The 22,213-nt window shown below is 75.3% G+C and carries 28 protein-coding genes; 19 read left to right on the top strand and 9 right to left on the bottom strand.

From position 1 onward, the window contains the following. Positions 1-86: 86 nt before the first annotated feature. A complete protein-coding gene (locus tag GMA12_RS06665; RefSeq protein WP_156268340.1) occupies positions 87-986 on the top strand; it encodes a dihydrodipicolinate synthase family protein in 900 nt (299 codons plus the stop codon). A 156-nt stretch (positions 987-1,142) separates the two neighbouring features. Then, complete coding sequence (locus GMA12_RS06660; RefSeq protein ID WP_156268338.1) at positions 1,143-2,021, top strand: SDR family oxidoreductase; 879 nt, start codon at positions 1,143-1,145, stop codon at positions 2,019-2,021. A 122-nt stretch (positions 2,022-2,143) separates the two neighbouring features. Here the strand turns inward: GMA12_RS06660 and GMA12_RS06655 are convergent, their stop codons facing one another. After that, positions 2,144-2,641: a VIT1/CCC1 transporter family protein gene (locus GMA12_RS06655; RefSeq protein ID WP_370830556.1), complete on the bottom strand. Its 498-nt coding sequence runs from the start codon at positions 2,639-2,641 to the stop codon at positions 2,144-2,146. A gap of 325 nt (positions 2,642-2,966) precedes the next feature. Between GMA12_RS06655 and GMA12_RS06650 the strand changes: the two genes are divergently transcribed. From GMA12_RS06650 to GMA12_RS06640, 3 genes are read left to right on the top strand one after another with little or no spacing between them, the layout of a single operon-like run. After that, positions 2,967-3,560: a DUF6448 family protein gene (locus tag GMA12_RS06650; protein ID WP_156268334.1), complete on the top strand. Its 594-nt coding sequence runs from the start codon at positions 2,967-2,969 to the stop codon at positions 3,558-3,560. A 21-nt stretch (positions 3,561-3,581) separates the two neighbouring features. Next, positions 3,582-4,169 (top strand): signal peptidase I, encoded by a 588-nt coding sequence (gene lepB / locus GMA12_RS06645; protein ID WP_156268332.1) that lies wholly within the window; start codon positions 3,582-3,584, stop codon positions 4,167-4,169. A gap of 9 nt (positions 4,170-4,178) precedes the next feature. Beyond that, positions 4,179-5,591 (top strand): phenylacetate--CoA ligase family protein, encoded by a 1,413-nt coding sequence (locus GMA12_RS06640; protein ID WP_156268330.1) that lies wholly within the window; start codon positions 4,179-4,181, stop codon positions 5,589-5,591. Positions 5,592-5,679: 88 nt separating this feature from the next. Here GMA12_RS06640 and GMA12_RS06635 read toward each other — a convergent pair whose 3' ends face one another. From GMA12_RS06635 to GMA12_RS06615, 5 genes are all read right to left on the bottom strand, one after another. Continuing rightward, a complete protein-coding gene (locus tag GMA12_RS06635; protein ID WP_156268328.1) occupies positions 5,680-5,916 on the bottom strand; it encodes a hypothetical protein in 237 nt (78 codons plus the stop codon). A 223-nt stretch (positions 5,917-6,139) separates the two neighbouring features. Further along, complete coding sequence (locus GMA12_RS06630) at positions 6,140-6,448, bottom strand: hypothetical protein (RefSeq protein WP_156268326.1); 309 nt, start codon at positions 6,446-6,448, stop codon at positions 6,140-6,142. 63 nt (positions 6,449-6,511) lie between these two features. After that, positions 6,512-7,657: an RNA polymerase sigma factor gene (locus GMA12_RS06625; RefSeq protein WP_162459571.1), complete on the bottom strand. Its 1,146-nt coding sequence runs from the start codon at positions 7,655-7,657 to the stop codon at positions 6,512-6,514. A 6-nt stretch (positions 7,658-7,663) separates the two neighbouring features. After that, positions 7,664-8,071 (bottom strand): YciI family protein, encoded by a 408-nt coding sequence (locus tag GMA12_RS06620; protein WP_156268533.1) that lies wholly within the window; start codon positions 8,069-8,071, stop codon positions 7,664-7,666. A gap of 40 nt (positions 8,072-8,111) precedes the next feature. After that, the gene (locus GMA12_RS06615; RefSeq protein ID WP_156268324.1) at positions 8,112-8,255 is read right to left on the bottom strand and encodes a hypothetical protein; all 144 of its coding nucleotides are present in this window, start codon (positions 8,253-8,255) and stop codon (positions 8,112-8,114) included. Between GMA12_RS06615 and GMA12_RS06610 the strand changes: the two genes are divergently transcribed. From GMA12_RS06610 to GMA12_RS06600, 3 genes are all read left to right on the top strand, one after another. After that, a complete protein-coding gene (locus GMA12_RS06610; protein WP_156268322.1) occupies positions 8,254-9,006 on the top strand; it encodes an SDR family oxidoreductase in 753 nt (250 codons plus the stop codon). The two genes, GMA12_RS06615 and GMA12_RS06610, sit on opposite strands and share 2 nt — an antisense overlap. 221 nt (positions 9,007-9,227) lie before the next feature. Further along, positions 9,228-10,733, top strand: a complete 1,506-nt coding sequence (locus GMA12_RS06605) for an FAD-dependent monooxygenase (protein WP_156268320.1) — start codon at positions 9,228-9,230, stop codon at positions 10,731-10,733. A 190-nt stretch (positions 10,734-10,923) separates the two neighbouring features. Continuing rightward, positions 10,924-11,460: a ferritin gene (locus tag GMA12_RS06600; protein ID WP_156268317.1), complete on the top strand. Its 537-nt coding sequence runs from the start codon at positions 10,924-10,926 to the stop codon at positions 11,458-11,460. A gap of 42 nt (positions 11,461-11,502) precedes the next feature. On the opposite strand, the gene GMA12_RS06595 is transcribed toward GMA12_RS06600, so the two are convergent. Beyond that, the gene (locus tag GMA12_RS06595) at positions 11,503-12,555 is read right to left on the bottom strand and encodes a Gfo/Idh/MocA family protein (RefSeq protein ID WP_156268315.1); all 1,053 of its coding nucleotides are present in this window, start codon (positions 12,553-12,555) and stop codon (positions 11,503-11,505) included. A 42-nt stretch (positions 12,556-12,597) separates the two neighbouring features. Then, positions 12,598-12,870 carry a hypothetical protein gene (locus GMA12_RS06590; RefSeq protein ID WP_156268313.1) on the bottom strand — a complete coding sequence of 91 codons (273 nt, stop codon included), beginning with the start codon at positions 12,868-12,870 and terminating at the stop codon, positions 12,598-12,600. A gap of 321 nt (positions 12,871-13,191) precedes the next feature. On the opposite strand from GMA12_RS06590, the gene GMA12_RS06585 reads away from it, so the two are divergent. From GMA12_RS06585 to GMA12_RS06550, 8 genes are all read left to right on the top strand, one after another. Beyond that, positions 13,192-13,428, top strand: coding sequence for a hypothetical protein (locus tag GMA12_RS06585; RefSeq protein WP_156268311.1), 237 nt, complete (start codon positions 13,192-13,194; stop codon positions 13,426-13,428). Positions 13,429-13,480: 52 nt separating this feature from the next. Further along, positions 13,481-14,764 carry an aminotransferase class V-fold PLP-dependent enzyme gene (locus GMA12_RS06580; protein ID WP_156268309.1) on the top strand — a complete coding sequence of 428 codons (1,284 nt, stop codon included), beginning with the start codon at positions 13,481-13,483 and terminating at the stop codon, positions 14,762-14,764. A 39-nt stretch (positions 14,765-14,803) separates the two neighbouring features. Next, the gene (sufU, locus tag GMA12_RS06575) at positions 14,804-15,268 is read left to right on the top strand and encodes a Fe-S cluster assembly sulfur transfer protein SufU (protein ID WP_156268307.1); all 465 of its coding nucleotides are present in this window, start codon (positions 14,804-14,806) and stop codon (positions 15,266-15,268) included. A 49-nt stretch (positions 15,269-15,317) separates the two neighbouring features. Continuing rightward, entirely contained in the window at positions 15,318-16,325 is a 1,008-nt protein-coding gene (locus GMA12_RS06570; protein WP_156268305.1) for an MsnO8 family LLM class oxidoreductase, read from the top strand. Positions 16,326-16,387: 62 nt separating this feature from the next. Then, positions 16,388-16,957: a nucleosidase gene (locus GMA12_RS06565; protein ID WP_162459570.1), complete on the top strand. Its 570-nt coding sequence runs from the start codon at positions 16,388-16,390 to the stop codon at positions 16,955-16,957. A gap of 24 nt (positions 16,958-16,981) precedes the next feature. Then, complete coding sequence (locus GMA12_RS06560) at positions 16,982-17,698, top strand: lipoate--protein ligase family protein (RefSeq protein ID WP_156268303.1); 717 nt, start codon at positions 16,982-16,984, stop codon at positions 17,696-17,698. Positions 17,699-17,736: 38 nt separating this feature from the next. Further along, complete coding sequence (locus tag GMA12_RS06555) at positions 17,737-18,573, top strand: SOS response-associated peptidase (RefSeq protein ID WP_156268301.1); 837 nt, start codon at positions 17,737-17,739, stop codon at positions 18,571-18,573. Next, positions 18,570-18,989: a pyridoxamine 5'-phosphate oxidase family protein gene (locus tag GMA12_RS06550; RefSeq protein WP_156268527.1), complete on the top strand. Its 420-nt coding sequence runs from the start codon at positions 18,570-18,572 to the stop codon at positions 18,987-18,989. Before GMA12_RS06555 ends, GMA12_RS06550 begins: the two co-directional genes overlap by 4 nt. A gap of 18 nt (positions 18,990-19,007) precedes the next feature. Here GMA12_RS06550 and GMA12_RS06545 read toward each other — a convergent pair whose 3' ends face one another. After that, positions 19,008-19,523, bottom strand: a complete 516-nt coding sequence (locus tag GMA12_RS06545) for a GNAT family N-acetyltransferase (protein WP_156268299.1) — start codon at positions 19,521-19,523, stop codon at positions 19,008-19,010. A 318-nt stretch (positions 19,524-19,841) separates the two neighbouring features. Between GMA12_RS06545 and GMA12_RS06540 the strand changes: the two genes are divergently transcribed. The 3 genes from GMA12_RS06540 to GMA12_RS06530 all read left to right on the top strand — a co-directional run bounded on the left by GMA12_RS06540 (position 19,842) and on the right by GMA12_RS06530 (position 22,179). Continuing rightward, positions 19,842-20,165 (top strand): DUF6504 family protein, encoded by a 324-nt coding sequence (locus tag GMA12_RS06540; protein WP_062734339.1) that lies wholly within the window; start codon positions 19,842-19,844, stop codon positions 20,163-20,165. 110 nt (positions 20,166-20,275) lie between these two features. Further along, positions 20,276-21,115 (top strand): fumarylacetoacetate hydrolase family protein, encoded by an 840-nt coding sequence (locus GMA12_RS06535; RefSeq protein ID WP_162459569.1) that lies wholly within the window; start codon positions 20,276-20,278, stop codon positions 21,113-21,115. A gap of 95 nt (positions 21,116-21,210) precedes the next feature. Next, positions 21,211-22,179, top strand: coding sequence for a TIGR03885 family FMN-dependent LLM class oxidoreductase (locus GMA12_RS06530; RefSeq protein WP_156268297.1), 969 nt, complete (start codon positions 21,211-21,213; stop codon positions 22,177-22,179). Positions 22,180-22,213: the final 34 nt, after the last annotated feature.

The raw sequence follows: 22,213 nt of genomic DNA, 5'->3' as shown, positions 1-22,213 counted from the left end.
CGCCGACCACCACGGCATCGACCACGACGACGAGCACACCGACCAGCACACCGACCAGCACACCGACCAGCACAGGAGCGTGCACGATGTTCACCGGCTTGAGCGCCTTCCCCCTCACCCCCCTGGCGGACGACGCGGTGGACGAGACCGCCTTCACCGGCCTGGTCCAGCAGCTGGCGGCGGCGCAGGTCGACTCCATCACCGCCCTGGGCTCCACCGGCTCCTACGCCTACCTGAGCACCGAGGAGCGACGCCGGGTCGCCCGGCTGGCCGTCGAGCACGCCGGGACCACCCCGGTGTTCGTCGGCATCGGCGCGCTGCGCACCTCACAGGTCCTCACCCACCTCGAGCACGCCCAGCAGGCCGGGGCCTCCGCGGTGCTGCTGGCGCCGATGAGCTACCAGCCCCTGACCGACGACGACGTGGTCGGGCTCTTCGGCGCCGTCGCCACCCACTCCTCGGTGCCGGTGATCGTCTACGACAACCCGGGCACCACCCATGTCACCTTCAGCACCGAGCTCTACGGGCGCATCGCGGAACTGCCCCGGATCGCCTCGATCAAGGTCCCCGGTGTGCCCGCCGACCCGCAGGCCGCACGGGCCCGGGTCAGCGCGATCCGCGCGGTGGTCCCGGAGCACGTGAGCATCGGGGTCTCCGGGGACGCCACGGCGGCCACCGGCCTGGTCGCCGGCTGCGATGGCTGGTACTCGGTCCTCGCCGGTACGCTGCCGGCCCCGGCGCTGAGGATCACCCGGGCCGCCCGGGAGGGGCGAGCCGCCGAGGCCACGGCCGAGTCCGAGCGGCTGGCGCCGCTGTGGCGGCTGTTCGCCGAGCACGGCAGCCTGCGGGTCGTGGCCGCGATCGCCGAACAGGAGGGACTGGCGCCCGGGGCGTGCCTGCCGCTGCCCCTCCGGGGACTGGACGACGAGCAGCGCGCCCGCCTCGCACGCGTCCTCGGCGACCTCGGCCTCACCCGGCAGCGCTGACGCCGGTCCTGCCCGCGCTGCGGCGGACCACGTGCCGACGACCGTGCGTTGCGGTCCCGTTCCGGCAGGCGCCGCCTGGTAGGTTCCCCCGCATGACGACCGCGTGAGCGCCTGCCCCGTGACCGCCGCATCCCCCAGCACGTCAGGAGCACCACCATGCCTCACCCGACGCCCGCACGTCCCCTGCAGGGCAGGACCGCCCTCGTCACCGGGGTCTCGCGCCGCCGCGGCATCGGCTACGCCGTGGCGGTCGAGCTCGCCTCCCTGGGGGCGAGCGTGTTCTTCCACCACTACGGCCCCCACGACGCGGACCAGCCCTGGGGCGGCGACGACCTGGACGCGGTCCGCGCCGGCGTCCGGGAGGCGCTGGTCGAGGGGGCGGCGGCCGGCGACGCCTCCGCGGAGCAGCTCGTGGAGCAGGCGTGGGCCCTGACCGGCCGGCTGGACATCCTGGTCTGCAACCACGCCCGCAGCGGAGGGGACGGGTCCGTCCTGGACATGACCGCCGAGATCCTGGACGCGTTCTGGGACACCAACACCCGCTCCACGCTGCTGCTCACCCGCCACTTCGCCCACCGTCACGTCACCCACGGCCGCACCACCACGGACGTGCGGGACGCACCGGCCCGCCCCGGAGACCGCGCCCGCGGTGACGGACCGGTCCACGAACGGACCGCGGGCCGGGTGTTCTGGATGACCTCGGGTCAGGGCCAGGGGCCGATGCACGGTGAGGTCGCCTACGCCACCAGCAAGGCCGCCCTGGCCGGGGCGACCCCCACGGTGGCCGCGGAGCTGCTCGAGCTCGGCATCGTGCTGAACACCATCAACCCGGGGCCGGTCAACACCGGATACCTCGACCCGGAGAGCACCGACCGGTCCCTGGAGGAGATCGAGGCGTGGCGCGAAGCCACCCCGTTCGGCCGCTGGGGACGCCCGACGGATCCGGCGCGGCTGATCGGGTGGCTGGCCACCGACCAGGGCGTGTGGATCGCCGGGCAGGTCATCACCACCGACGGGGGCATGGGCCTCGTCTGAGCTCCCCGGCCCGGGCCGGCGCACGGCGCGGGGAGTGCCGGGCGGACCGCTCCGGAGCGGAGCTGTCCGGCGTCGGCACGGCAGGCCGCGCTCGTCCGCCGGCGCAACCTCCGGCGTCGCCGTCAGAGCTGGTGACCGAGGACGAAGGCCGCCGTCGACACCCAGACCGCGTGCCAGGGGTTGGTCAACTGTCCGGGGTCGATGCCCAGCTCGTAGCGGGCGTGCGCGGCCAGTGGACTCTCGGCCATCAGCCGCTCGGCCACCTGACGGGCCAGAGAGGCCTCGATGCCCTGGGCGGCGAACAAACCGGTCAGATGGTCGATCTCGTGTGCGGGATCGGTGTCGAGCTGCTGCTGCTCGTGGGCCGGTTCGGCCTCCTGGGCGTCGCGCTGGCTGGCGACCGACACGTACTCGCCCACGGCCATGGACAGGGCCCCCGCGATCACCGCCGCCACTCCCGAGACCAGCAGGGCGCCGCTGCCGACAGCGGCCCCGGCCACGCCCACCACCATGCCGGCGGTGGAGACGATGCCGTCGTTGGCGCCCATCACCGCGGCCCGCAAGCGGTTCAGCCGGGAGGCGATGGCTCCGCCCCGGGCCTCCTCGGACGGCACCCCCACCGGCGGACGCGAACGCCTGCGGAAGCCCATGGTGTTCCTCCCTCCCGGAGCCCGGGCGGCGCTCCCGGGACACCTCCATGTCACCACCGGGGCCCATCGAGGTCCACGCCTGCGCTCCGGGGCCGGACCAGTCGGAGGACACGAACGACGCTGCCCACCGTCCCGCCGTCACAGTGCCCGGGACGGTGGGCAGCGTGGGACGGCCCGGCGCACACTGGCGGTACCGACACGGACGGGCGCACAGCTCCGCGTCGCGGACCGGTGATCGGCGCCGCACCGAGAACCTGTGGGCCCGCCCCTGCAGGACCCACGAAGGAGACGAACCATGACGACTGCGCTGATGGTGCTCGGTGCCTGCCTGCTGGCCCTGTCGGTGGTGGTCCTCGTACCGGTGCGGGCCGACGCCCACTGCGACACCATGGACGGGCCCGCCGTCCGGGACGGCAGACGGGCCCTGGAGACGGGCGACCCCGGTCACGCCCTGAAATGGGTCGGTGCGGAGCACGCGGAGGAGCTGCGCGAGATCTTCGGTCTGGCCCGCACGGCGCGGGTTCAGGGCGGGGCGGCTCGGGAGGTGGCCGACCGTTGGTTCCTGGAGAACCTCGTGCGTGTCCACCGTGCCGGGGAGGGGGCCCCGTACACCGGCCTCAAGCCCTCGGGGACTCCCGTCGACGAGAAAGTGGTCGCGGCGGACCGCTGCGTCGACAGCGGAACCCTGGATCCACTGGTGGACCTCGTGCCCACCGACCTCCTGCCGGAGCTGGAGGAGCGCCTGGCCGAGGTGCTGCGGCGTCGGCACTTCGACGTGGACGACCTCGAGGCCGGACGGGCCTACGTCGAGGCCTACGTCGGTTTCGTCAAACTGGCCGAGGGGGAGGAGCACGACCACCGTCGTGCGCGCTCCGCTCACCGGCACTGACGCCGCGTCCGGGGCGGGCTCGTGGGACACGGACCGGTTGTGGTGACGGCGGCGGCGCTGGCCGCCGTCGTGCTCGGTCTCGCCGTCCGCCGTTGGCTGGTCTTCGTGACGACGGTCGAGTCCGCGTCCATGGCCCCGACCCTACGGCCGGGCCGTCGCCTGCTGACCCGGCGCCTGACGCGCACCGAGCGGATCCGGCGCGGCGACATCGTCGTCGTCGCTTCGCGCGAACTGGGCCGGACGGTCGTCAAGCGGGTCCTGGGGCTGCCCGGGGAGCGGGTGCTGATCGAGCCCGGCGGCCGGACCAGTGTCGACGGCCGTCCCGTGGCGGAGTCCTATGTCGTGCACGCCGGGGGACCGGGAGGCGTCTTCCTGGTACCGCCGGGGTGTGTGCTGCTGCTCGGGGACAACCGCGCCCGGTCCTCCGACAGCCGCACCTGGCAGGATCCGTACCTGCCGGTGAGCGCCGTTCGCGGGACGGTGCTCACCGGGCCGGTCCGGTGGCGGCCCGCCCGGGCGAGGACTCCCGGCCGACCCCCGCAGGAGGGCACGAGGACCGATGGTGTCACCTGCGCGGAGGCTCTGTCGCCCCCGGCGCGGGGTTCCTAGAGTCGTTCCATGGGGGCACGAGGAGAACGCGTCACCGGTGACCGGGGCGGCAGTGCGGTCCGGGTGTGGTGGGACGCGCGCCGGACCCACCGGAAGGGCCCGGAGGCGGTCCGGAGGCGGCAGCAGGAGCGCCTGGCGGAGCTGGTGGTCTTCGCGCGGACGAACTCCCCGTACTACCGGCGGCTCTACCACGGGCTGCCGGAGCGGATCGAGGACGTCACCGCACTGCCGGTGACGGACAAGCGGGCGCTGATGGCCTCCTTCGACGAGGTGGTCACGGATCCGGCGGTGACGCGCGCGGCGGTCGAGGAGTTCGTGGCGGACCCGGCCCGGATCGGAGAGCGGTTCGCCGGGCAGTACCTGGTGGCCACCACGGCCGGCACCACCGGCACCCGGGGCGTCTTCGTGCTCGACGACCGGTACCGGGCGGTGACCTCGGGGCTGATGGCCCGGCTGAGCGCGGACTGGCTCTCGGCCCGGGAGGTGGTGCGACTGGTGGTCCGCGGGGGCCGGTTCGCCGGTGTCGTCGCCACCGGCGGGCACTTCCTGTCCGTGGCCGCCAGCACCCGCGAGCAGCGGGAGAGGCCCCGGCGCCACCGCCGGCTGCGGATCCTGTCGATCCACCGGCCGCTGCCCGAGCTGGTGGCCGAGCTCAACGCCTTCGACCCGCTGCTGCTCGGGGCCTACGCCAGCGTGCTGCGCCTGCTGGCCTCCGAGCAGCAGGCCGGGCGGCTGCGCCTGCGCCCGGTGCTCGTGCTCAGCACCGCCGAGGGCCTGCCCCCGGAGGAGCGCATCCGGCTCGAACAGGCCTTCGCCGCGCCCGTGCGGGAGGTCTACGGCTGCACCGAGTCCGGCTACGCCGCCGCCGGCTGCACGGAGGGCTGGCTGCACCTGATCGAGGACTGGGTGATCCTCGAGCCGGTGGACGCCGAGCACCGCCCCGTCCCGCCCGGTACGGTCTCGCACACGGTGCTCATGACGAACCTGGCCAACCGGATCCAGCCGATCATCCGCTACGACGTGGGCGACCGCGTGCTGGCCAAGCCCGAGCCGTGCGCCTGCGGGAACCCGGCCCCGGCCCTGCGCGTGCAGGGCAGGGCCTCGGACGTGCTCACCTTTCCCGCGGCCGACGGCCGGGGCCGGGTGGCGGTCCCTCCGCTGGCGCTGGGCACCGTCGTCGACCGCGTCCCCGGGGTGGAGCTGTTCCAGGTCGTCCAGGTCGACCCCACCGGTCTGCGGGTGCGGTTGCATCCCGCCGCGGAGGCGGACCCGGAACAGGTGTGGACGGCCGTGCAGAGCGGTCTGACGACCCTGCTGGCCGGTCTGGGCCTGTCCCACGTCACCGTGCACCGGGCGGCGGAGGCTCCGCAGCAGGGCCCCGGCGGCAAGTACCGCACCGTGGTCCCGCTGCCCGCACCCTGACGGGCACCACCGGCGAGACGCCGCAGGAGCGGTACGGACGGACCCGGATCCGGTTCCCGGCGTCGGCGAGCGGGGGACCGGCCCCGGGTCACTTCTGCCAGGCCGGTCCCGGGGACTTCGACAGGCTGGCGGCCACCGCCACGGCCCCGACGACCTTGGCCACCCCGACGGCTCGGGTCAGACCCGGGCGCTCCCGGAACCAGGCGATGACGGGCACCCAGGGCCCCGTCTCCCACCGCGCGTAGTGCTCCACCGGGAACAGGGCGGTGAGCACCCCGTCCCCGATCTCGAGCATGACCAGCGTCTCCACGATCCGCACGTCCACGATCTGCCCCCTTCCCCCGGGGCCGTCCTCTGCGATCGAGCCCCTGTGCCCAGTCTGTTGCGCCGCGGCGGCGGCTTGCCAGGACGGAGCCGAAGATGACGACCGCCCGCCACGGCCGGACCACGGGCGGTGGCCGGTCCTGTCCTCGGCGGCCCGGGGGGCGATGGCCACCGGAAGGTCCGTCCCGCCGACGGTGCGCACGTCCGCCGGCCTCCGGACCCGGTCAGCGGGGCGGGACGGGCCGGCGCCGGCCCGCGAGCCAGCCGGCGCAGAAGGCCAGGACGGCGAGGCCGGCGGCGACACCGGTCCACCCGGCCGCCGCCTGCGGGGTCACCCACGCCACGGCAGGGAACGTCCCGTCGCTGAGCGGGGCGTACGCGAACCACCCGAACGAAGCCTCCGGAGGGTTCAGCAGCACCAGCAGCGCTCCGCCCAGGACCACGACCACGCCCAGACTCGCCAGGACCACCAGCCATCGCGGCAGGCGAGGCGGCCGAGGGGTCCCGGGAGCGGTGGATCCGGCGGAGTTCATGTCCCGAAGCCTAGGAGCTCGGTCCCGCGATCCGCTGCATCCGCGCCGGTTCGGGCGGACCGCTCAGCCGCGCAGCCGCGCGTTGAGCCGTGCGGCCTGCCGCGTCAGGTGGTCGCGCTCGGGGAGGGAGGACGCCAGCCGGGCGGCGTCGGCGTAGAGCCGTGCTGCGGTCCCCGTGTCGCCGGCACGCTCGTGCAGATAGGCGGCCGCGGCGGCGAGGCGGGGCAACCGGGGGTCGAGCCCGGCCAGGGCGGACAGCCCGGCCCGCGGACCCCGGGCCTCGCCCACCGCCACGGCCCGGTTGAGGCGGACCACCGGGCTGTCGGTGAGGCGCAGCAGCTCGTCGTACCACTCGACGATCTGCACCCAGTCGGTCTCCTGGGGGGTGCGGGCGTCGGCGTGCAGCGCGGCGATGGCGGCCTGGGCCTGGAACTCGCCCAGCCGGTCCCGGGCGAGGGCTGCCTGGAGGACCTCGACGCCCTCGGCGATCAGGCGGGTGTCCCACCGGCGGCGGTCCTGCTCGGCCAGGGGCACGAGGGCGCCGTCGGGGCGGGTCCGTGCCGGGCGGCGCGCGTGGTGGAGCAGCATGAGCGCGAGCAGTCCCGCCACCTCCTCGTGCCCGGTCCGGGCCCGGAGCCGTCGGGTCAGCCGGATCGCCTCGGCGGCGAGGTCGACGTCACCGGAGTAGCCCTCGTTGAAGACCAGGTACAGCACGCGCAGCACCGTGGCGAGATCACCGGGCTGGTCGAACCGGACGCCCGAGACGTTCCGCTTGGCCCGGCTGATCCGCTGCGCCATGGTCGCCTCGGGCACCAGGTAGGCCCGGGCGATCTGCCGGGTGGTCAGGCCGCCGACCGCGCGCAGCGTGAGCGCGACGGCCGAGGCCGGGGTCAGGGAGGGGTGCGCGCACAGGAAGTACAGCTGCAGCGTGTCGTCCACCGCCCCTCCCGGCCCGGGCGGGGGCTCCGCCTCGGCGCGCTCCTCCCGCCGCCGCCGTGCGGTGTCGGCGCGGACGGCGTCGAGGAACCTGCGCCACGCCACGGTGACCAGCCAGCCCTGCGGGTCCCGCGGCGGATCGCGCGGCCACACGCGGACCGCTTCGACCAGGGCGTCCTGCACGGCGTCCTCGGCCGCCGCGAAGTCGGCTCCGCGGCGGACGAGGACGCCCGTCACGGTGGGGGTGAGGGCCCGCAGCAGGTCCTCGTCCACCGTGCGTCACTCCGTGACGGTCGGGGGCGCGGCCAGGAACGGGCGCACCTCGAGCCACTCGTGGATCGGCCTCCCGCCCGCCCCCGGGGCCGCGGACAGCTCACCGGCCAGCTCCACCGCCCGTTCCCAGCTCTCGACGTCGACCACCATCCACCCGGCGATCAGGTCCTTGGTCTCCGCGAACGGGCCGTCGGTGACCGGCGGCCGGCCCTCACCGCCGTAGCGGACGAACGTGCCCTCGGGGGACAGCGCCTGCGCGTCGACGAACTCGCCGGTGCTCTCCAGCCGTGCGGCGAAGTCGTTCATGTACTGCACGTGCGCCGAGATCTCCTCCGGCGCCCACCGGTCCATCGGCACGTCGTTGACCGGCGCCGGGGCGCCCCGGTAGTGCTTGAGCAACAGGTACTTGGCCATCATGATCTCCTCGGTGCGGTACGGCCCATTGTGGCCGTGCTCACCCCCAGGACGGAGCCGCGCGCAGGATCTCGACATTCCGGCGCGACATCTTCCGTCGAATGCCGCGGGCGCCACGGGCGAGGACGAGGATGTCGACGAGGACGAGGATGTCGACGAGGACGAGCACGAGGAGCAGCGTCATGAGGATCGCCGTCGCCGGGGGCACCGGGGTCGTGGGCCGTCACGTGGTGGAGATCGCCCGCGGGCGCGGGCACGAGGTCGTCGTGCTGGCCAGGTCGCAGGGAGTGGACCTGACCACCGGGGCGGGCCTGGACCTGACCGGGGTGCAGGCCGTCGTCGACGTCACCTCGATCCGGACCACCAGCGGCCGCAGCTCCACCCGGTTCTTCACCGCGGTGACCCGGCACCTTCTCGCCGCCGAACGGGCGGCCGGCGTGGGGCACCATCTGGTCCTGTCGATCGTGGGCCTCGACGACGCCCCGTACGGCTACTACGCGGGCAAGGCGGCGCAGGAGCGTCTGGTACAGGCCGGCGAGGTGCCCTGGACCCTGCTGCGGGCCACCCAGTTCCACGAGTTCGCCGGGCAGGTCCACGAGCGGATGCGGCTGGGCCCGGTCGCGCTCGTGCCGGCCATGCGGTCGCAGCCGGTCGCGGCCCGGGAGGTCGCCGCACGGCTGGTGGCGCTCGCCGAGGCCGGTCCGTCCGGCCGGGTGCCGGACCTCGCCGGCCCGCGCGAGGAGCGGATGGCCGAGCTGAGCCGGCGGTGGGCCGCGGCCGGCGGCGTCCGCGGCCGGGTCCTCGAGCTGCCGGTCCCCGGCGGGTTCGGCCGTGCGCTGCGCGACGGCACCCTGCTGGCCCGGCCCGGGTGCCAGCACGGCGAGCAGACCTTCGAGCAGTGGCTCGCCGCAGAGCAGGTGCACCGGAGCCGGTGACCGGCGCCGAGGAGGCCTGGGCGGCGGTGCGCCCGTGGTGAGCGGGAGAGAGACAAGGCGCGATAGCCCGGGGCCGTGGGGCACCGATCGGCGCGGAGGGCCTTCCCCCTCAGTTCCACGGTACGACGCACCGGGGGGCTTGCCGCAAGCCCCCCGGAGCGCCGCAGAATCACAGACCGGGGCCGGGGAGGCCCCGGCGCCGGCGGACCGAGGGGGAGCGGATGAACGAGCACGCGGTGGTGATCGTCGGCGCAGGGCCGACGGGCCTGATGCTGGCGGGCGAGCTGGCGCTGGCGGAGGTCGACGTCGCCGTCCTGGAACGGCGGCCCGGCCAGGACCTCGTGGGCTCGCGCGCCGGCGGGCTGCACGCGCGCACCATCGAGGTGCTCGACCAGCGGGGGCTCGCCGACCGGTTCCTCTCCCGGGGAACGACCGCCCAGGTCGCGGGGTACGCCGGCGTCCCCCTGGACATCAGCGACTTCCCCACCCGCCACCCCTACGGGCTCGCGCTGTGGCAGAACCACATCGAGCGGATTCTCGCCGACCGGGCCGGCGAGCTGGGGGTGCCGCTCCACTACGGCCACGACGTGACGGGCGTCGTCCAGGACGGCGCCGGGGTCGACGTCGACCTGTCCGACGGCCGACGGTGGCGAGCGCGGTACGTCGTCGGGTGCGACGGCGGGCGCAGCCGGATCCGCAAGGCCGCCGGCATCGCCTTCCGCGGCTGGGACGCCACGACCAGCAGCCTGCTCGCCGAGGCCGAGACGGACGAGGAGCCGCAGTGGGGCATCCACCAGGACGCCCTCGGCAAGCACGCGTTCCGCCGGACGGAGGGAGGGCAGGTGGGGATCATGGTGACGGAGCGTCACGTCGGGCCCGGTCGTGAGCCCACCCTGCGCGAGCTGCGCGAGGCGCTCGTGGCGGTGTACGGGACCGACTACGGGGTCCACAGTCCCACCTGGCTGACCAGGTTCACCGACACGACCCGACAGGCGGCGTCCTACCGGGAGGGGCGGGTCCTGCTGGCCGGCGACGCCGCCCACGTGCACGCCCCGGACGGCGGCCAGGGCCTCAACACCGGGGTGCAGGACGCGGTGAACCTGGGCTGGAAGCTGGCCCAGGTCCTCCGGCGGACATCGCCGGAGGACCTCCTGGACACCTACCACGCCGAGCGGCACCCGGTCGCCGCCCGCGTGCTGCGCCACACGATGGCCCAGGTCGCGCTCCGGCGGCCCGACGAGCGCATCCGGGCCGTGGGCGAGACCGTCGCCGAGCTGCTGGGCATGGAGGAACCGCGCCGCCGGTTCGCCGCGATGATGTCCGGACTGGACGTCCACTACGACCTGGGGCCGGGACACCCGCTGCTGGGGCGGCGCATGCCGGACCTCGACCTCCGCACGGCGGACGGCCCCCTGCGGGTGTTCGCCCTCCTGCACGAGGCCCGGCCGGTGCTGCTCGAGCTCGCCGAGCCGGAGCCGGACGGCGTCGACGTCCGCCCCTGGGCGGAGCGCGTCCGACGGGTGCACGCCGAGTGCACCGGCACCTGGGAGCTCCCGGCGCTCGGCGCCGTCCCGGCGCCCACGGCCGTGCTGGTCCGGCCGGACGGCCACGTGGCCTGGGTGGGGGAGGGAACCCGCTCCGGGCTCGAGGAGGCGCTCACCACCTGGTGCGGATCGCCTGCCGGGGCGCGCGGCGAGGCGGCCGGAGCCGCCGTGCCGGGGCCCTGACCGCCCTGCCGCCGGGCGGTGCCGGAGGGCTAGAATCGACATACTCACCGGGGTGCCGTGCCGTGGCCCTCCGGTGCCGTCCGGCCATCACGCGTCAGGCGCACAGCCCCGGTCCCGGTCGGCGACGACTGCGCGGGCCGGCACGCAGCGTCGGTCTCCTCCCGGGACGCCGAGACCCCAGGAGTGTCCGATGGCCCCCGAGTCCTTCACCCAGCTGCTGACCCGTCAGGTCGGGCACGAGTTCGCCGCTTCCCACCAGTACGTCGCCGTGGCCGTCTGGTTCGACGGCCAGGACCTGCCCCAGCTGGCCCGGCACTTCTACCGGCAGTCCCTGGAGGAGCGCAACCACGCCATGATGATCGTCCGGTACATCCTGGACCGGAACCTGCCCCTGGCCGTCCCGGGGGTCGGGGAGGTGCGCAACGACTTCACCGATGTGCGCGAGCCCCTGGCCCTGGCGCTGTCCCAGGAGCTGGAGGTCACCGAGCAGATCAAGGCGCTGTTCGCCGCCGCCCGGGCCGAGGGGGACCCGCTGGGGGAGCAGTTCATGCTCTGGTTCCTCCAGGAACAGGTGGAGGAGGTGGCGTCGATGACCACCCTGGTGAACGTCGCGGCCCGGGCCGAGAACCTCTTCGACCTGGAGAACTTCGTGGCCCGCGAGCCCATCGGCGACGGCGGGCACGGCCACGGCTCCGGCACTCCGGAGGCGGCCGGCGGGGCGGTCTGACCGGTCCTCGCCGCGTTTCCCCGGTCTCGTGCGGGCCGGCCCCTACGGGCCGTCCACCCGGCCGGAGGCCGCGGGGGCCTCCCGGGCGCCCGTGGCGGCGCTGCGGCGGGCGGCGTCGAGCACCGCGGCCGTGGCGACGGCGTCCGCGGGGTCCACCGGGGCGGCTCCGCCGTCGAGGATCCACCGGGCCACGTCCCGGTAGAAGTCGGCGGGCCCGCCGGCGGCGGTGGGCACGGGGGTGCTCTCGGCGCCGCGGACCAGCCAGCCGGTCGTCCCGTCCCCGGGGGCCAGGACGTCGAAGGGTCCGGGGCTGTCCTCGTGGCCGGGCACCAGGAAGGCACCCGCCGAGCCGAGCACCCGGGTCCGCGGCCCGGGGGCGCCGACCAGGCTCGCGGCCCACAGGTGGCTGATCGTGCCCGAGGCGTGGTCCAGGGCCAGGAAGACGTCGTCCTCCGTGGGCGTGGTCAGGGCGCGCAGCTCGGCCCGGACCCCGGTCACGGGACCGAAGAGCTGCATCGCGGCGTCCACGAGGTGCGGGCCGAGGTCGAGCAGCAGCCCGCCGCCCGCGCCGACCGCGTTCTCCCGCCACCGGTTCTTGGGCACCGGGCGCCACCGCTCCCACCGGCGCTCGAACCGGTGCACGTCCCCGAGCCGGCCCTCGGCCAGCACCCGGGCGAGGGTCAGCTGCTCGGCGTCCCAGCGGCGGTTCTGGAAGACGGTCAGCGGCGTCCCGGTGGCCTCGGCCCGCCCGGCGACGGCTGCGGCGCCGGCGTGGTCGAGGGCCAGCGGCTTGTCGACGACCACGGGGATCCCGGCGTCCAGGCCGGCCAGCGCGTGCTCGACGTGCCGGCCCGTCGGCGAGGCGACGACCAGCACGTCCGGGCGGGAGCCCTCCAGCAGCGCGGTGAGGTCGGGGTGCACCGACACCCCGGGCCAGTCGGCCTCCGCCGCGGCGCGACGGCCGGGGTCGGTCGTGACGACGTCGGTGACCCGGCAGCCGGCCTCCCGCAGCAGCGGCGTGTGGAACTGCCGTCCGGCCATGCCGTATCCGACCAGTCCGGCGGTGAGCGTCCGTCCTGCGTGGTGTGGGGTCATGCCGTGACGATATCGGACCGGCGGCGCCCCGCCGCGACCGGGTCACGTCTCGGACATGCCGTCGATGGGGCGCAGGTCCCGGGAGCTGGGCACCCGGGCGCCGGGCACCATGCGGTTGGTGACGCGCGCGAGGCTGTCCCGGTGCCGGGGCACCAGGTGCAGGGCATGGTGCAGGTAGGCGTCGACCTCCAGCTCGTCGACCTCCCCGCCGCTGCGGCGGTACTCCCCCCACAGCTCCCGCACGCCCAGCCCGGCGTCGCTGATCGCGCCGCGGATCATCCGGGCCTGGGTCCTGGCGATCGTCCGGTCGTCCATCCTGCACCTCTCGACCAGTTCCGCCCAGCGTAGTCCGGGCCGGCGGCGCGCGGGAGGGGGGCAGACGCCGCCGGGGCGGTCATCGGCACCCGAGCGCCGCCCCGGGCCGCTCGCACGTGCACCGCCGGCGCCCGTCCCGGCCGGGCACCGCTTTTGCCCCCGGTGGCCGGGGAGGCGATCATGGTCCTGTGCTCCGCCGCCTCGCACGGTCCGGCTCCCGTCACCGTGCGGACCCGCCGCGGCCGCCCCTCGTCGCCGGTGGGGCCCTGCGACGGCAAGCGGACCTGCCGGCACCGCGGCCCGATCCCCGAGAAGGACACCATGACCGACCACGTGACCCCCGACGACGAGCCGGGCCGGCCCCGGCGCAGCCTCTTCCGCCGGTTCGACGACCTCGCCATGCGGTTCTACGGACCCGCGGCGCGCAGCCGCCGGGACCTGCGGGGCCAGGACCAGCCCAGCGAGCAGACCCGGCAGTGGTACCAGGACCTGCAGCAGGAGTACGTGGTGGAGAAGGACGCCAGCGGCCGCACCTATCTCCGGCCCCGCCGACCCTAGCGGCCGGCCGCGCCCGCGACCGCTGCCGTCCCGGGCCGTAGAGTGTCGGACCATGGACGGAAACAACGTGCAGCCGCTGACCGACGCCGAGGTGCGCGCCATCCGGGAGGACTTCCCCCTGCTGACGGGTGCCCCGGAGGTCTACCTGGACTCCGGGGCGACCTCGCAGAAGCCGCTGGCGGTGCTGGATGCGGAGCGGGAGTTCTATCTGCACCGCAACGCCGCGGTGCACCGCGGCGCGCACGCCCTGGCGGTGGAGGCCACCGACGCCTACGAGGAGGCCCGCCGGGTGGTGGCCGGGTTCGTGGGGGCCGCCGAGGGAGAGCTGGTGTGGACCTCCAACGCCACCGAGGCGATCAACCTGATCGCATACTCCTTGTCCAACGCCTCGACCGGGCGCGGGGGAGCGGCCGCCGAGCGGTTCCGGCTCGAGCCCGGCGACGAGATCGTGACCACCGAGGCCGAGCACCACGCCAACCTCATCCCGTGGCAGGAGCTGGCCGCCCGCACCGGGGCGGCCCTGCGCTGGATCCCCGTGGACGAGGCCGGGCTGCTCGACCACGAGGCCGCCCGGCAGGTGATCGGGGAGCGCACCCGGGTGGTGGCCTTCTCCCACGTCTCCAACGTCACCGGGGCGCTCACCGACGTCGCCGACCTCGTGGGCCTGGCCCGGGAGGTGGGAGCGCTGACCGTGCTGGACGCCTGCCAGTCGGTGCCCCACCTGCCGGTGGACCTGCCCGCCCTGGGCGTGGACTTCGCGGTGTTCTCCGGGCACAAGATGCTCGGGCCCACCGGCATCGGCGCCCTGTGGGGCCGGGCGGAGCTGCTGGACGCGATGCCGCCGTTCCTCACCGGCGGGTCGATGATCACCCGGGTGACGATGGAGTCCGCCTCCTACCTGCCCGCCCCGACCCGGTTCGAGGCCGGCACGCAGCGGATCGCCCAGGCCGTGGCCCTGGCCGCGGCGGTGCGCTACCTGCAGGGGGTCGGCATGGAGCGGGTGGCGGCCCACGAGCGGGAGCTGGGGCAGCGGCTGGCCGCCGGGCTGGCGCAGCTGGAGGGGGTCCGGCTGGTCGGCCCGCCCCCGGGGGCCGAGCGGGTGGGGCTGGCGGCGGTGGACGTGGCCGGGGTGCACGCCCACGACGTCGGGCAGGTCCTCGACGTCGCGGGGGTGGCGGTGCGGGTGGGCCACCACTGCGCCCAGCCGCTGCACCGGGCCCTGGGGCTGACCGCGACCACCCGGGCCAGCGCCTACCTCTACACCACCGCCGAGGACGTGGACCGGTTCCTGGCCGAGCTGGCCGGGGTCCGCGCCTACTTCGGCGTGGCAGGCTGAGACCGTGCGCACCGCACCGGGACGACCGAGGAGACGACGATGAGCGCGCTGGACGGGCTGTACCAGGAGGTGATCCTGGACCACGCCAAACGGCGCTCCGGGGAGGGCCTGGCCGAACCGGCCCCCGGTCACGCCGTGGGCGAGTCGCACCAGTACAACCCCACGTGCGGGGACGAGATCACCGTGCGCGTCCAGCTCGCGCCCGCCCCGGAGGGCGCGGATCCGGTGGTGGAGCGGGTCAGCTGGGAGGGGGCGGGCTGCTCGATCTCCATGGCCGCGGCCTCCGTGCTGGCCGAGACCGCCCCGGGGATGACCCGGGCCGAGCTGCTGGCGCTGATCGGGGCGTTCCGGGAGCTGCTGCGCTCCCGGGGCACCGTGGAGCCGGACGAGGAGATCCTCGGCGACGCCGCCGCCTTCGCCGGGGTCTCCCGGTTCGTGGCCCGGGTCAAGTGCGCGATGCTCGGCTGGGTCGCCGCCGAGGAGGCCGTGAGCCGGAGCGGCTGAGCCGCGGCGGCCGCGGAATGCCTCTCCCGCCGCGGCGGTTGAGCCGGACATGCCCCTCTCCCACATCACCCTGTCCCTGCTCGACCGCGCCAACACCCGGCGCGGGTCCACGGAGGCCGAGGCGATCGCCCGCGTGCTGGACCGGGCGCAGCGGGCGGAGGAGCTGGGCTACCGCCGGTTCTGGGTGGCCGAGCACCACGGGGTGCCGGGCATCGCGGGCTCCGCGCCGGCGGTGCTGATGGCCGCCGCCGCGGCCCGCACCCGCCGCATCAGGATCGGCTCGGGCGGGATCATGCTGCCCAACCACCAGCCGCTCGTGGTCGCCGAGCAGGCCGCCACCCTCCAGGCCCTGCACCCCGGCCGGATAGACCTCGGGGTGGGCCGCTCGCTCGGGTTCACCGGCGCGGTCCGGGACGCCCTGCGCACGGGCAAGGAGGCCGCGGACCGCTTCGAAGCCGACCTCGCCGAGCTGCTCGCCCACCTCTCCGGCACCGCCCCCGTGACCGCCCGCCCGCGCGACCACGCCGCGACCCCGGTCTTCGTGCTGGCCACCGGCGCCGGGGTGGACGTCGCGGCGCGGGCCGGACTCGCCGTGGTGCTCGGCGGGCCCGCCCTGTTCCGCCCGGGCCCCGAGGGCGCCACCGCGGTGCTGGAGCGCTACCGGGAGCGGTTCCGCCCGTCGTCGTGGTGGCCGCAACCGCACGTGGTGGTCTCGGCGAACGTCGCGGTGGCGGACACCCGGGAGGCCGCGCGGCGGCTCCTCCTGCCCGAGGCCCGCGCCCTGGCCGTCTCCCGGACGCGGGGCGAGTTCCCGCCCCTGGAACCGGCGGGACCGGCGGACCCGGGAGCGCTCCCGGACCGGGAGCGGCGCCTGGTCGAGGAGTCCCTGGCGGCCTCGGTGCACGGCACGGCCCCGGAGGTCCGGGCGGGCCTGGAGCAGCTGGTCGCCCGGACCGGGGCGGACGAGCTCCTCGTGACCGGCGGCGCGTACGACCTCGAGGCCCAGGCGGACTCCGACCGCCGGCTCGCCGCGCTGTTCGCCCCCCGCCCGCGCTGAACGCCGCCGCGCGGGGTCCGGGCACGGGTGAGGGCACGCGGGGAGGCCGGTAGAGTGGGCGGGTGCCGAAACTGCTCGTGCTCGCCGCCCACCCGCTGGAGACCAAGTACTTCCCGGACGACATCGACCTGGTCCTGACCGGCGTCGGGATGTCGGCGGCGGCGGTGCGCACCACCGAGGCGGTGCTCACCCGCTGCCCGGACCCCGCGCGGCGGGCGGAGCTGACGGTGCTCAACATCGGCAGCGCCGGGGCGCTGCGGGACGGGCTGCACGGGGTGCACGAGCCCTCCCGGATCATCAACCGGGACGTGGACGAGCAGCTGCTGCGCGCGGCCGGGATCCCCGTGGACAACGTCATCGAGCTCGGCGGCACCGGCCCGGTCCTCGCCACCGGGGACTCGTTCGTGGCCGGCGGACCCGCCCGGGACGCCCTGGCCGCCCGGGCCGACCTCGTGGACATGGAGGGCTGGGCGATCGCGGTGGCCTGCCGGCACCTGGGCGTGCGGCTGCGGATGGTCAAGCACGTCTCCGACGCCGCCGACGAGGCCGCGCTCGCGTGGGCCGAGAAGGTCGAGGTCAGCGCGGTGGCCCTGGGGCAGTGGTTCCGCGCCAGCGGCATCGCCGCGCGCTGACCCGAGTCTAGACTGGGACCCAGCATGAAACTACTCCGCCAGCGCGAGTCCCTGGGCGCCCAGCAGGACTACGAGAGCGCCATGACCCTCCTCGCCGACGTCCGCCGCAGCGGTCCCGTGCTGCGCCTCTACGAACCGGCGCCCACGGTGGCCTTCGGCCGCCGGGACGAGCTGCGCCCGGGCTTCGCCGACGCCGCCCGGGCCGCCCGCGAGAGCGGCTTCGAGCCCCTGGTCCGGCGGGTGGGCGGGCGCGCGGCGGCCTACCACGGCGGGTGCCTGATCGTGGACCACCTGGAGGCGGCCGAGGACCCGACCACGGGCATCCAGGACCGCTACCGCCTGTTCGGGGACATGCTCGTGGCGGCCCTGGAGGAGCTCGAGGTCGAGGCCGACGTCGGGGAGATCCCCGGCGAGTACTGCGCCGGGGAGTACAGCGTGCACGGGACGCACCCGGCGTCGTCGTCGGCCCCGGGCCGGAAGGTGAAGCTGGCCGGCACCGCCCAGCGGGTGGTCGCGGGCGCCTGGTACTTCAGCACCGTGCTGGTGATCGAGCAGTCCGAGCCCATCCGCTCGGTGCTCACCGACGTCTACGCCGCCCTGGACCTGGAGTGGGACCCCGCGACCGCGGGGGCCGTGGACGACCTGCGCCCGGGCACCACCGTGGCCGACGTCGAGCGCGGGATCCGCAAGGTGTACGGCATGTACTCCGAGTACCTGGGATACGGGCCGCTCACCGACTGAGTCCCGGTGGCGAGCCGGGCAGACCGAGGAGGCAGCAGATGTGCGGACGCTACGTCATCGCCCGGGCCGTGGGCGACCTCGTGGCCGAGACCGGGGCCGTCCCCGACGAGAGCCTCGGCGAGGCCGACTCCGAGCGGCTGCGGGCCAACTGGAACACCGCGCCCACCACCGACGTGCCGATCGTCCTGGAGCGCCTGGCGGGCGGGGACGGCCGGGACGACGGCGGGGAGCTGGTCCGCGAGCTGCACGTGGCCCGCTGGGGACTGGTCCCCGGCTGGGCCAAGGACCCCGCGGTCGGGTCGAAGATGTTCAACGCCCGCTCCGAGACCGTCCTGGAGAAGCCGTCCTTCCGCAAGGCGGTCCGCGCCCGCCGGTGCGCGGTCCCCGCCAACGGCTACTACGAGTGGAAGCGCGAGCCGGGCCCCGGCAAGGGCGGGCGCAAGCAGCCCTACTACGTCCACCCGGCCGACCCGGACGAGACCATCTGGTTCGCCGGGATCTACGAGTGGTGGCGGGTGCCCGAGGGCGCGGAGCTGCACTCGGCGGCCCTGCAGCCCGGCCGGGACGGCGGCGGGAGCAGCTGGCTGCTGTCCTGCTCGATCCTCACCACCGACTCCCCGGAGCCCTCCGCCGAGCACCCCGTGCTCACGGAGCTGCACGAGCTGCACGACCGGATGCCGATCCCGCTGGCCCCCGAGCACGTCGACGACTGGCTGCGCCCGGGGGAGGACGACGCCCCGCAGCTGGTGGACCTGGTCCGGGCCGAGGCGCACCGGACGGCCGCCCGGTGGATGCTCGACCCGGTGGACCCGGCCGTCGGCAACGTGCGCAACAACTCCCCGGAGCTCGTCCTCCCGCAGCGGAGCCTGTTCTGAGCGCCGGGGAGGCCCTCCGCCGGGTCCGCGACTTCGTGCGGACCCACGGCGGCGGGGTCGTGGCGACCAACAGCGGCACCGGCTGCCCCGAGTCCGCGTGGATCAACCTCGCGGCCCACGAGGACGGGCGGCTGGTCTTCGGCACGAACGAGCGCAGCCGCAAGTACGCGAACCTGCGGGCCGACCCGAGGGTCTCCCTGGTGGTGGTCTCGGGGGACGGCCAGGAGTTCCAGCTCGAGGGGCGCGCGGCGGTGCTCGCGGGTCCCGCGGCGCAGGACGCCGGCGAGCTGCTGGAGTCCCGTCACCCGGGCGCCACGGGCAAGGACAGCACCCGGCTCGTGGCCGTGCGCCTGCACTGGGCCCGGTTCGTGGACGTCGCGGCCGAGCCCCCGGTCCGGGAGGACCTCACGCTGTGAGCCCGGCCCCGCCGGGGCTCAGACGTAGTCCGTCTCGTAGTCGGTCTCGGGGACCCAACGGTTGAAGTCCAGCGTCAGGTACAGCGCGAGGGCCGCCGCGTTGTCCTCCGCGATGCGCAGGCTCACCTGGTCGTAGCCCTGGTCGTAGAGGGTGCTCATGGCGCAGCGCACCAGCTGCTCGGCCAGGCCCTGCCGGCGGCGGGAGGCCGCCGTGAACAGCTCGAAGATGTAGGGGGCGTCGGGCAGGTCGTCGCCGACGCGCCGGGCCAGGACCAGGGCCGCGGCCACGATGGTCCCGTCGTCGTCCACCACCACCGGCGAGGCCTCGGGCAGGAAGGGCCCGTACTCGCCGTCGAAGACGCCCCGGATCACCGTGCGCGCCTCCTCGAGGCTGGAGACCCCGCCCTGCTCGTAGGAGGAGTAGTAGAGCTGGGCGAGACTCTCGGCGTCCTCCGGGGTGGCCGGACGCAGGGACACGGCCGGAGTCCTGGTGTTCTCCGCCGTGCGGGCGATCAGCGTGATGGTTCCGGTCATGGAGGCCTCCGTGATGTCGGCGCCGGGTGCTCCGGCGCGGGTCGGGCGAGGGGACAGGGGACGACCCGGGGGGTCTCGCGGGGCAAGCCCTCCGTGCTTTCAGCGTATCCATTTCGCTGGTCTTGTCCATGCTTCCCCGGCCCTTCCCGGAGCACGGAGCAGGGCGGTGACCGGCCCGTGCCGCCGCGGTCACCGGCGGGGAACACGTGTTCCGTCGGGGCGGTCCGGAGGGTTAGCCTGTCGTACAGGTGTTCTAGCTTCCAGGGGACAGGGCGCGCCGCGCGGCGGGCGCCGGGACCGAGGAAGGGAGGGGCCGTCGTGGGCTTTCTGACGGAGGGTGTCGAGGTGGACTGCGACGCCGGCGGCGTGCCGGTGACCGTGCGCTGGCGCGGACGGGGCTACCGGGTGGCGCAGGACCCCGTGCGCTGGTACGAGCGCCGGGCGTGGTGGGCCGAGGACGCCCGGCTGCCCAAGGACCGCGGGATCGGGGCGGTGGACCAGCAGATGTGGCGGGTCCAGGTCCAGCTCACCGTCCGCTCGGAGCTGCTGACCCTCGAGCTCGTCCACACCCTCGACACCGGTCGCTGGCGGCTGCTGGCGGCCACCAGCGCCTCGGGGACCCAGGTGGTGCGCTGCGCCTAGGGGCGCCGGCCACCGCGCCCGGGGCGCATAGGATCGGAGGGCAGGGCCCGCCCGCCGCGCGCGGGGGAGCCCTGGAGGCGCAGCACCCGCGGCACAGAAAGGCGGCACCCGTGAGACTCGGCACCGTGCGACGGAACGGCACCACCCAGGCCTTCCGCCAGGAGGCGGGGGAGACCGTCTACCTGCCCGTCCCCGACGTCGGGGCCCTCCTCGCCGGGGGCGACCTGCGGCTGGCCGGGGAGCCGGGCTCCGCGCCCGCCCCGGAGGAGCTGGCGCCGCCCGTGCTGCGCCCCGGCAAGATCCTGTGCGCGGGGCTCAACTACTACGACCACGCGGAGGAGGTCGGCCAGGAGATCCCGGAGCACCCCACGATCTTCGCCAAGTACGCCACCGCGCTCATCGGCCCCACCGACCCCATCGCCATGCCGGAGGAGTCCGAGAAGATCGACTGGGAGGCGGAGCTGACCGTGGTGATCGGCTCGCCCCTGCGCCACGCCACACCGGAGCAGGCCCGCGCCGCCATCGCCGGGTACACGATCATGAACGACATCTCGGTGCGGGACTGGCAGGGCCGGACCTCCGAGTGGTTCCAGGGCAAGAACTTCGACCGCACCACCCCGGTGGGGCCCGTGGTCGTGACCCCGGACGAGGTCGACCCCGAGGCGGGGCTGGCCATCCGGTGCAGCGTCGACGGCGTGCTCCACCAGGACTCCGGCACCAACCGGATGATCTTCTCCGCCGTGGCGCTGGTCGAGTACCTCAGCCGGTTCCTGACCCTCGAGCCCGGGGACCTCGTGGCCTGCGGCACCCCCGCCGGGGTGGGCCTGGCCCAGAAGCCCCGCCGGATCTGGCTGCGCGACGGCCAGGAGGTCGTCACCGAGATCGAGGGCATCGGACAGCTGCGCAACGTCTGCACCCCCGCCGAGGAGCTCCTGGCCCGGACCCCCTGACCCGGACCTCCCGAACCGGACCTCCCGAGCCGGGCCGCGCCGACCGGGCCGGCCGACGGCACCCACCCCGCACCCGACCCCGACCGGAGGGCCCCATGGCGACCATCGGCTTCCACGCCTCCCACGAGCAGATCCCGCCCGAGCAGCTGCTGCGCGACGTCCGGCACGCCGAGCTGGCCGGTTTCGGCGCCGCCATGTGCTCCGACCACCTGGAGCCGTGGTCCCCGCACCAGGGCCACTCCGGCTTCGCCCTGTCCTGGCTGGGCGCGGCGCTGGCCACCACGGAGCTGCCGTTCGGGTTCGTGCACGCCCCGGGCCGGCGCTACCACCCCGTGGTCACCGCCCAGGCCACGGCCACGCTCGCCCGCATGTTCCCCGGCCGGCTCTGGGCCGCCCTGGGCAGCGGGCAGCGACTCAACGAGCGCCCGGTCAGCCCCGAGTGGCCGGAGAAGGAGCAGCGCCAGCAGTTCCTCGAGGCGAGCTTCGACGTCGTCCGCCGCCTGCACGCGGGGGAGGAGGTCAGCCACCGCGCACCGCTGCACGCCGACCGCGCCCGGGTCTGGGACCCCCCGGAGGTCGCGCCGCCCCTGCTGGTGGCCGCCCTCACCCCGACCACCGTCCGCCGCTTCGCCCCCGTGGCCGACGGGTTCATCACCGTCAACCAGCCCCTCGAGGACCTGCGCCGGATGCTCGGGACCTGGCGCGAGGCCGGCGGCACCGGGCGGGCCGCCCTGCAGGTGCACCTGAGCTGGGCGCCCACCCAGGAGCAGGCCCGGGCGATCGCCTTCGACCAGTGGCGCACCAACGTCTTCGACCCCGTCACCATGGCCGAGCTCGCCTCCCCGCAGGACTACCAGCGCAAGGCGGTCCAGCAGGACGTCGGGGACGAGCAGATCGCCGGGGCGGTCAACGTCTCCGCCGACCTCGGCCGGCACGCGCAGTGGCTGCACGAGTACGCCGAGCTCGGCTTCGACGAGATCCACCTGCACCACGTGGGACAGGAGCAGACGGCCTTCCTCGACGCCTTCGGGGGCGCCGTGCTGCCCCAGCTCGCCGGGGCGTGATCCCCTCGCCCCGCCCCGGCGTTTGCAATTGACT

It is taken from the genome of Kocuria sediminis, assembly GCF_009735315.1.
GTDB classification, from domain to species: Bacteria; Actinomycetota; Actinomycetes; order Actinomycetales; family Micrococcaceae; genus Kocuria; species Kocuria turfanensis.
This window is presented reverse-complemented; position numbering and strand designations above follow the sequence as displayed.

Bases quoted from the DNA above. Each gene is read 5' to 3' on its own strand.
- GMA12_RS06665 (WP_156268340.1), top strand. From the start codon at position 87: ATGTTCACCGGCTTGAGCGCCTTCCCCCTCACCCCCCTGGCGGACGAC.
- GMA12_RS06660 (WP_156268338.1), top strand. From the start codon at position 1,143: ATGCCTCACCCGACGCCCGCACGTCCCCTGCAGGGCAGGACCGCCCTC.
- GMA12_RS06650 (WP_156268334.1), top strand. From the start codon at position 2,967: ATGACGACTGCGCTGATGGTGCTCGGTGCCTGCCTGCTGGCCCTGTCG.
- GMA12_RS06640 (WP_156268330.1), top strand. From the start codon at position 4,179: ATGGGGGCACGAGGAGAACGCGTCACCGGTGACCGGGGCGGCAGTGCG.
- GMA12_RS06630 (WP_156268326.1), bottom strand. From the start codon at position 6,448: ATGAACTCCGCCGGATCCACCGCTCCCGGGACCCCTCGGCCGCCTCGC.
- GMA12_RS06620 (WP_156268533.1), bottom strand. From the start codon at position 8,071: ATGGCCAAGTACCTGTTGCTCAAGCACTACCGGGGCGCCCCGGCGCCG.
- GMA12_RS06610 (WP_156268322.1), top strand. From the start codon at position 8,254: ATGAGGATCGCCGTCGCCGGGGGCACCGGGGTCGTGGGCCGTCACGTG.
- GMA12_RS06615 (WP_156268324.1), bottom strand. From the start codon at position 8,255: ATGACGCTGCTCCTCGTGCTCGTCCTCGTCGACATCCTCGTCCTCGTC.
- GMA12_RS06605 (WP_156268320.1), top strand. From the start codon at position 9,228: ATGAACGAGCACGCGGTGGTGATCGTCGGCGCAGGGCCGACGGGCCTG.
- GMA12_RS06600 (WP_156268317.1), top strand. From the start codon at position 10,924: ATGGCCCCCGAGTCCTTCACCCAGCTGCTGACCCGTCAGGTCGGGCAC.
- GMA12_RS06595 (WP_156268315.1), bottom strand. From the start codon at position 12,555: ATGACCCCACACCACGCAGGACGGACGCTCACCGCCGGACTGGTCGGA.
- GMA12_RS06590 (WP_156268313.1), bottom strand. From the start codon at position 12,870: ATGGACGACCGGACGATCGCCAGGACCCAGGCCCGGATGATCCGCGGC.
- GMA12_RS06585 (WP_156268311.1), top strand. From the start codon at position 13,192: ATGACCGACCACGTGACCCCCGACGACGAGCCGGGCCGGCCCCGGCGC.
- GMA12_RS06580 (WP_156268309.1), top strand. From the start codon at position 13,481: ATGGACGGAAACAACGTGCAGCCGCTGACCGACGCCGAGGTGCGCGCC.
- sufU (WP_156268307.1), top strand. From the start codon at position 14,804: ATGAGCGCGCTGGACGGGCTGTACCAGGAGGTGATCCTGGACCACGCC.
- GMA12_RS06570 (WP_156268305.1), top strand. From the start codon at position 15,318: ATGCCCCTCTCCCACATCACCCTGTCCCTGCTCGACCGCGCCAACACC.
- GMA12_RS06560 (WP_156268303.1), top strand. From the start codon at position 16,982: ATGAAACTACTCCGCCAGCGCGAGTCCCTGGGCGCCCAGCAGGACTAC.
- GMA12_RS06555 (WP_156268301.1), top strand. From the start codon at position 17,737: ATGTGCGGACGCTACGTCATCGCCCGGGCCGTGGGCGACCTCGTGGCC.
- GMA12_RS06545 (WP_156268299.1), bottom strand. From the start codon at position 19,523: ATGACCGGAACCATCACGCTGATCGCCCGCACGGCGGAGAACACCAGG.
- GMA12_RS06530 (WP_156268297.1), top strand. From the start codon at position 21,211: ATGGCGACCATCGGCTTCCACGCCTCCCACGAGCAGATCCCGCCCGAG.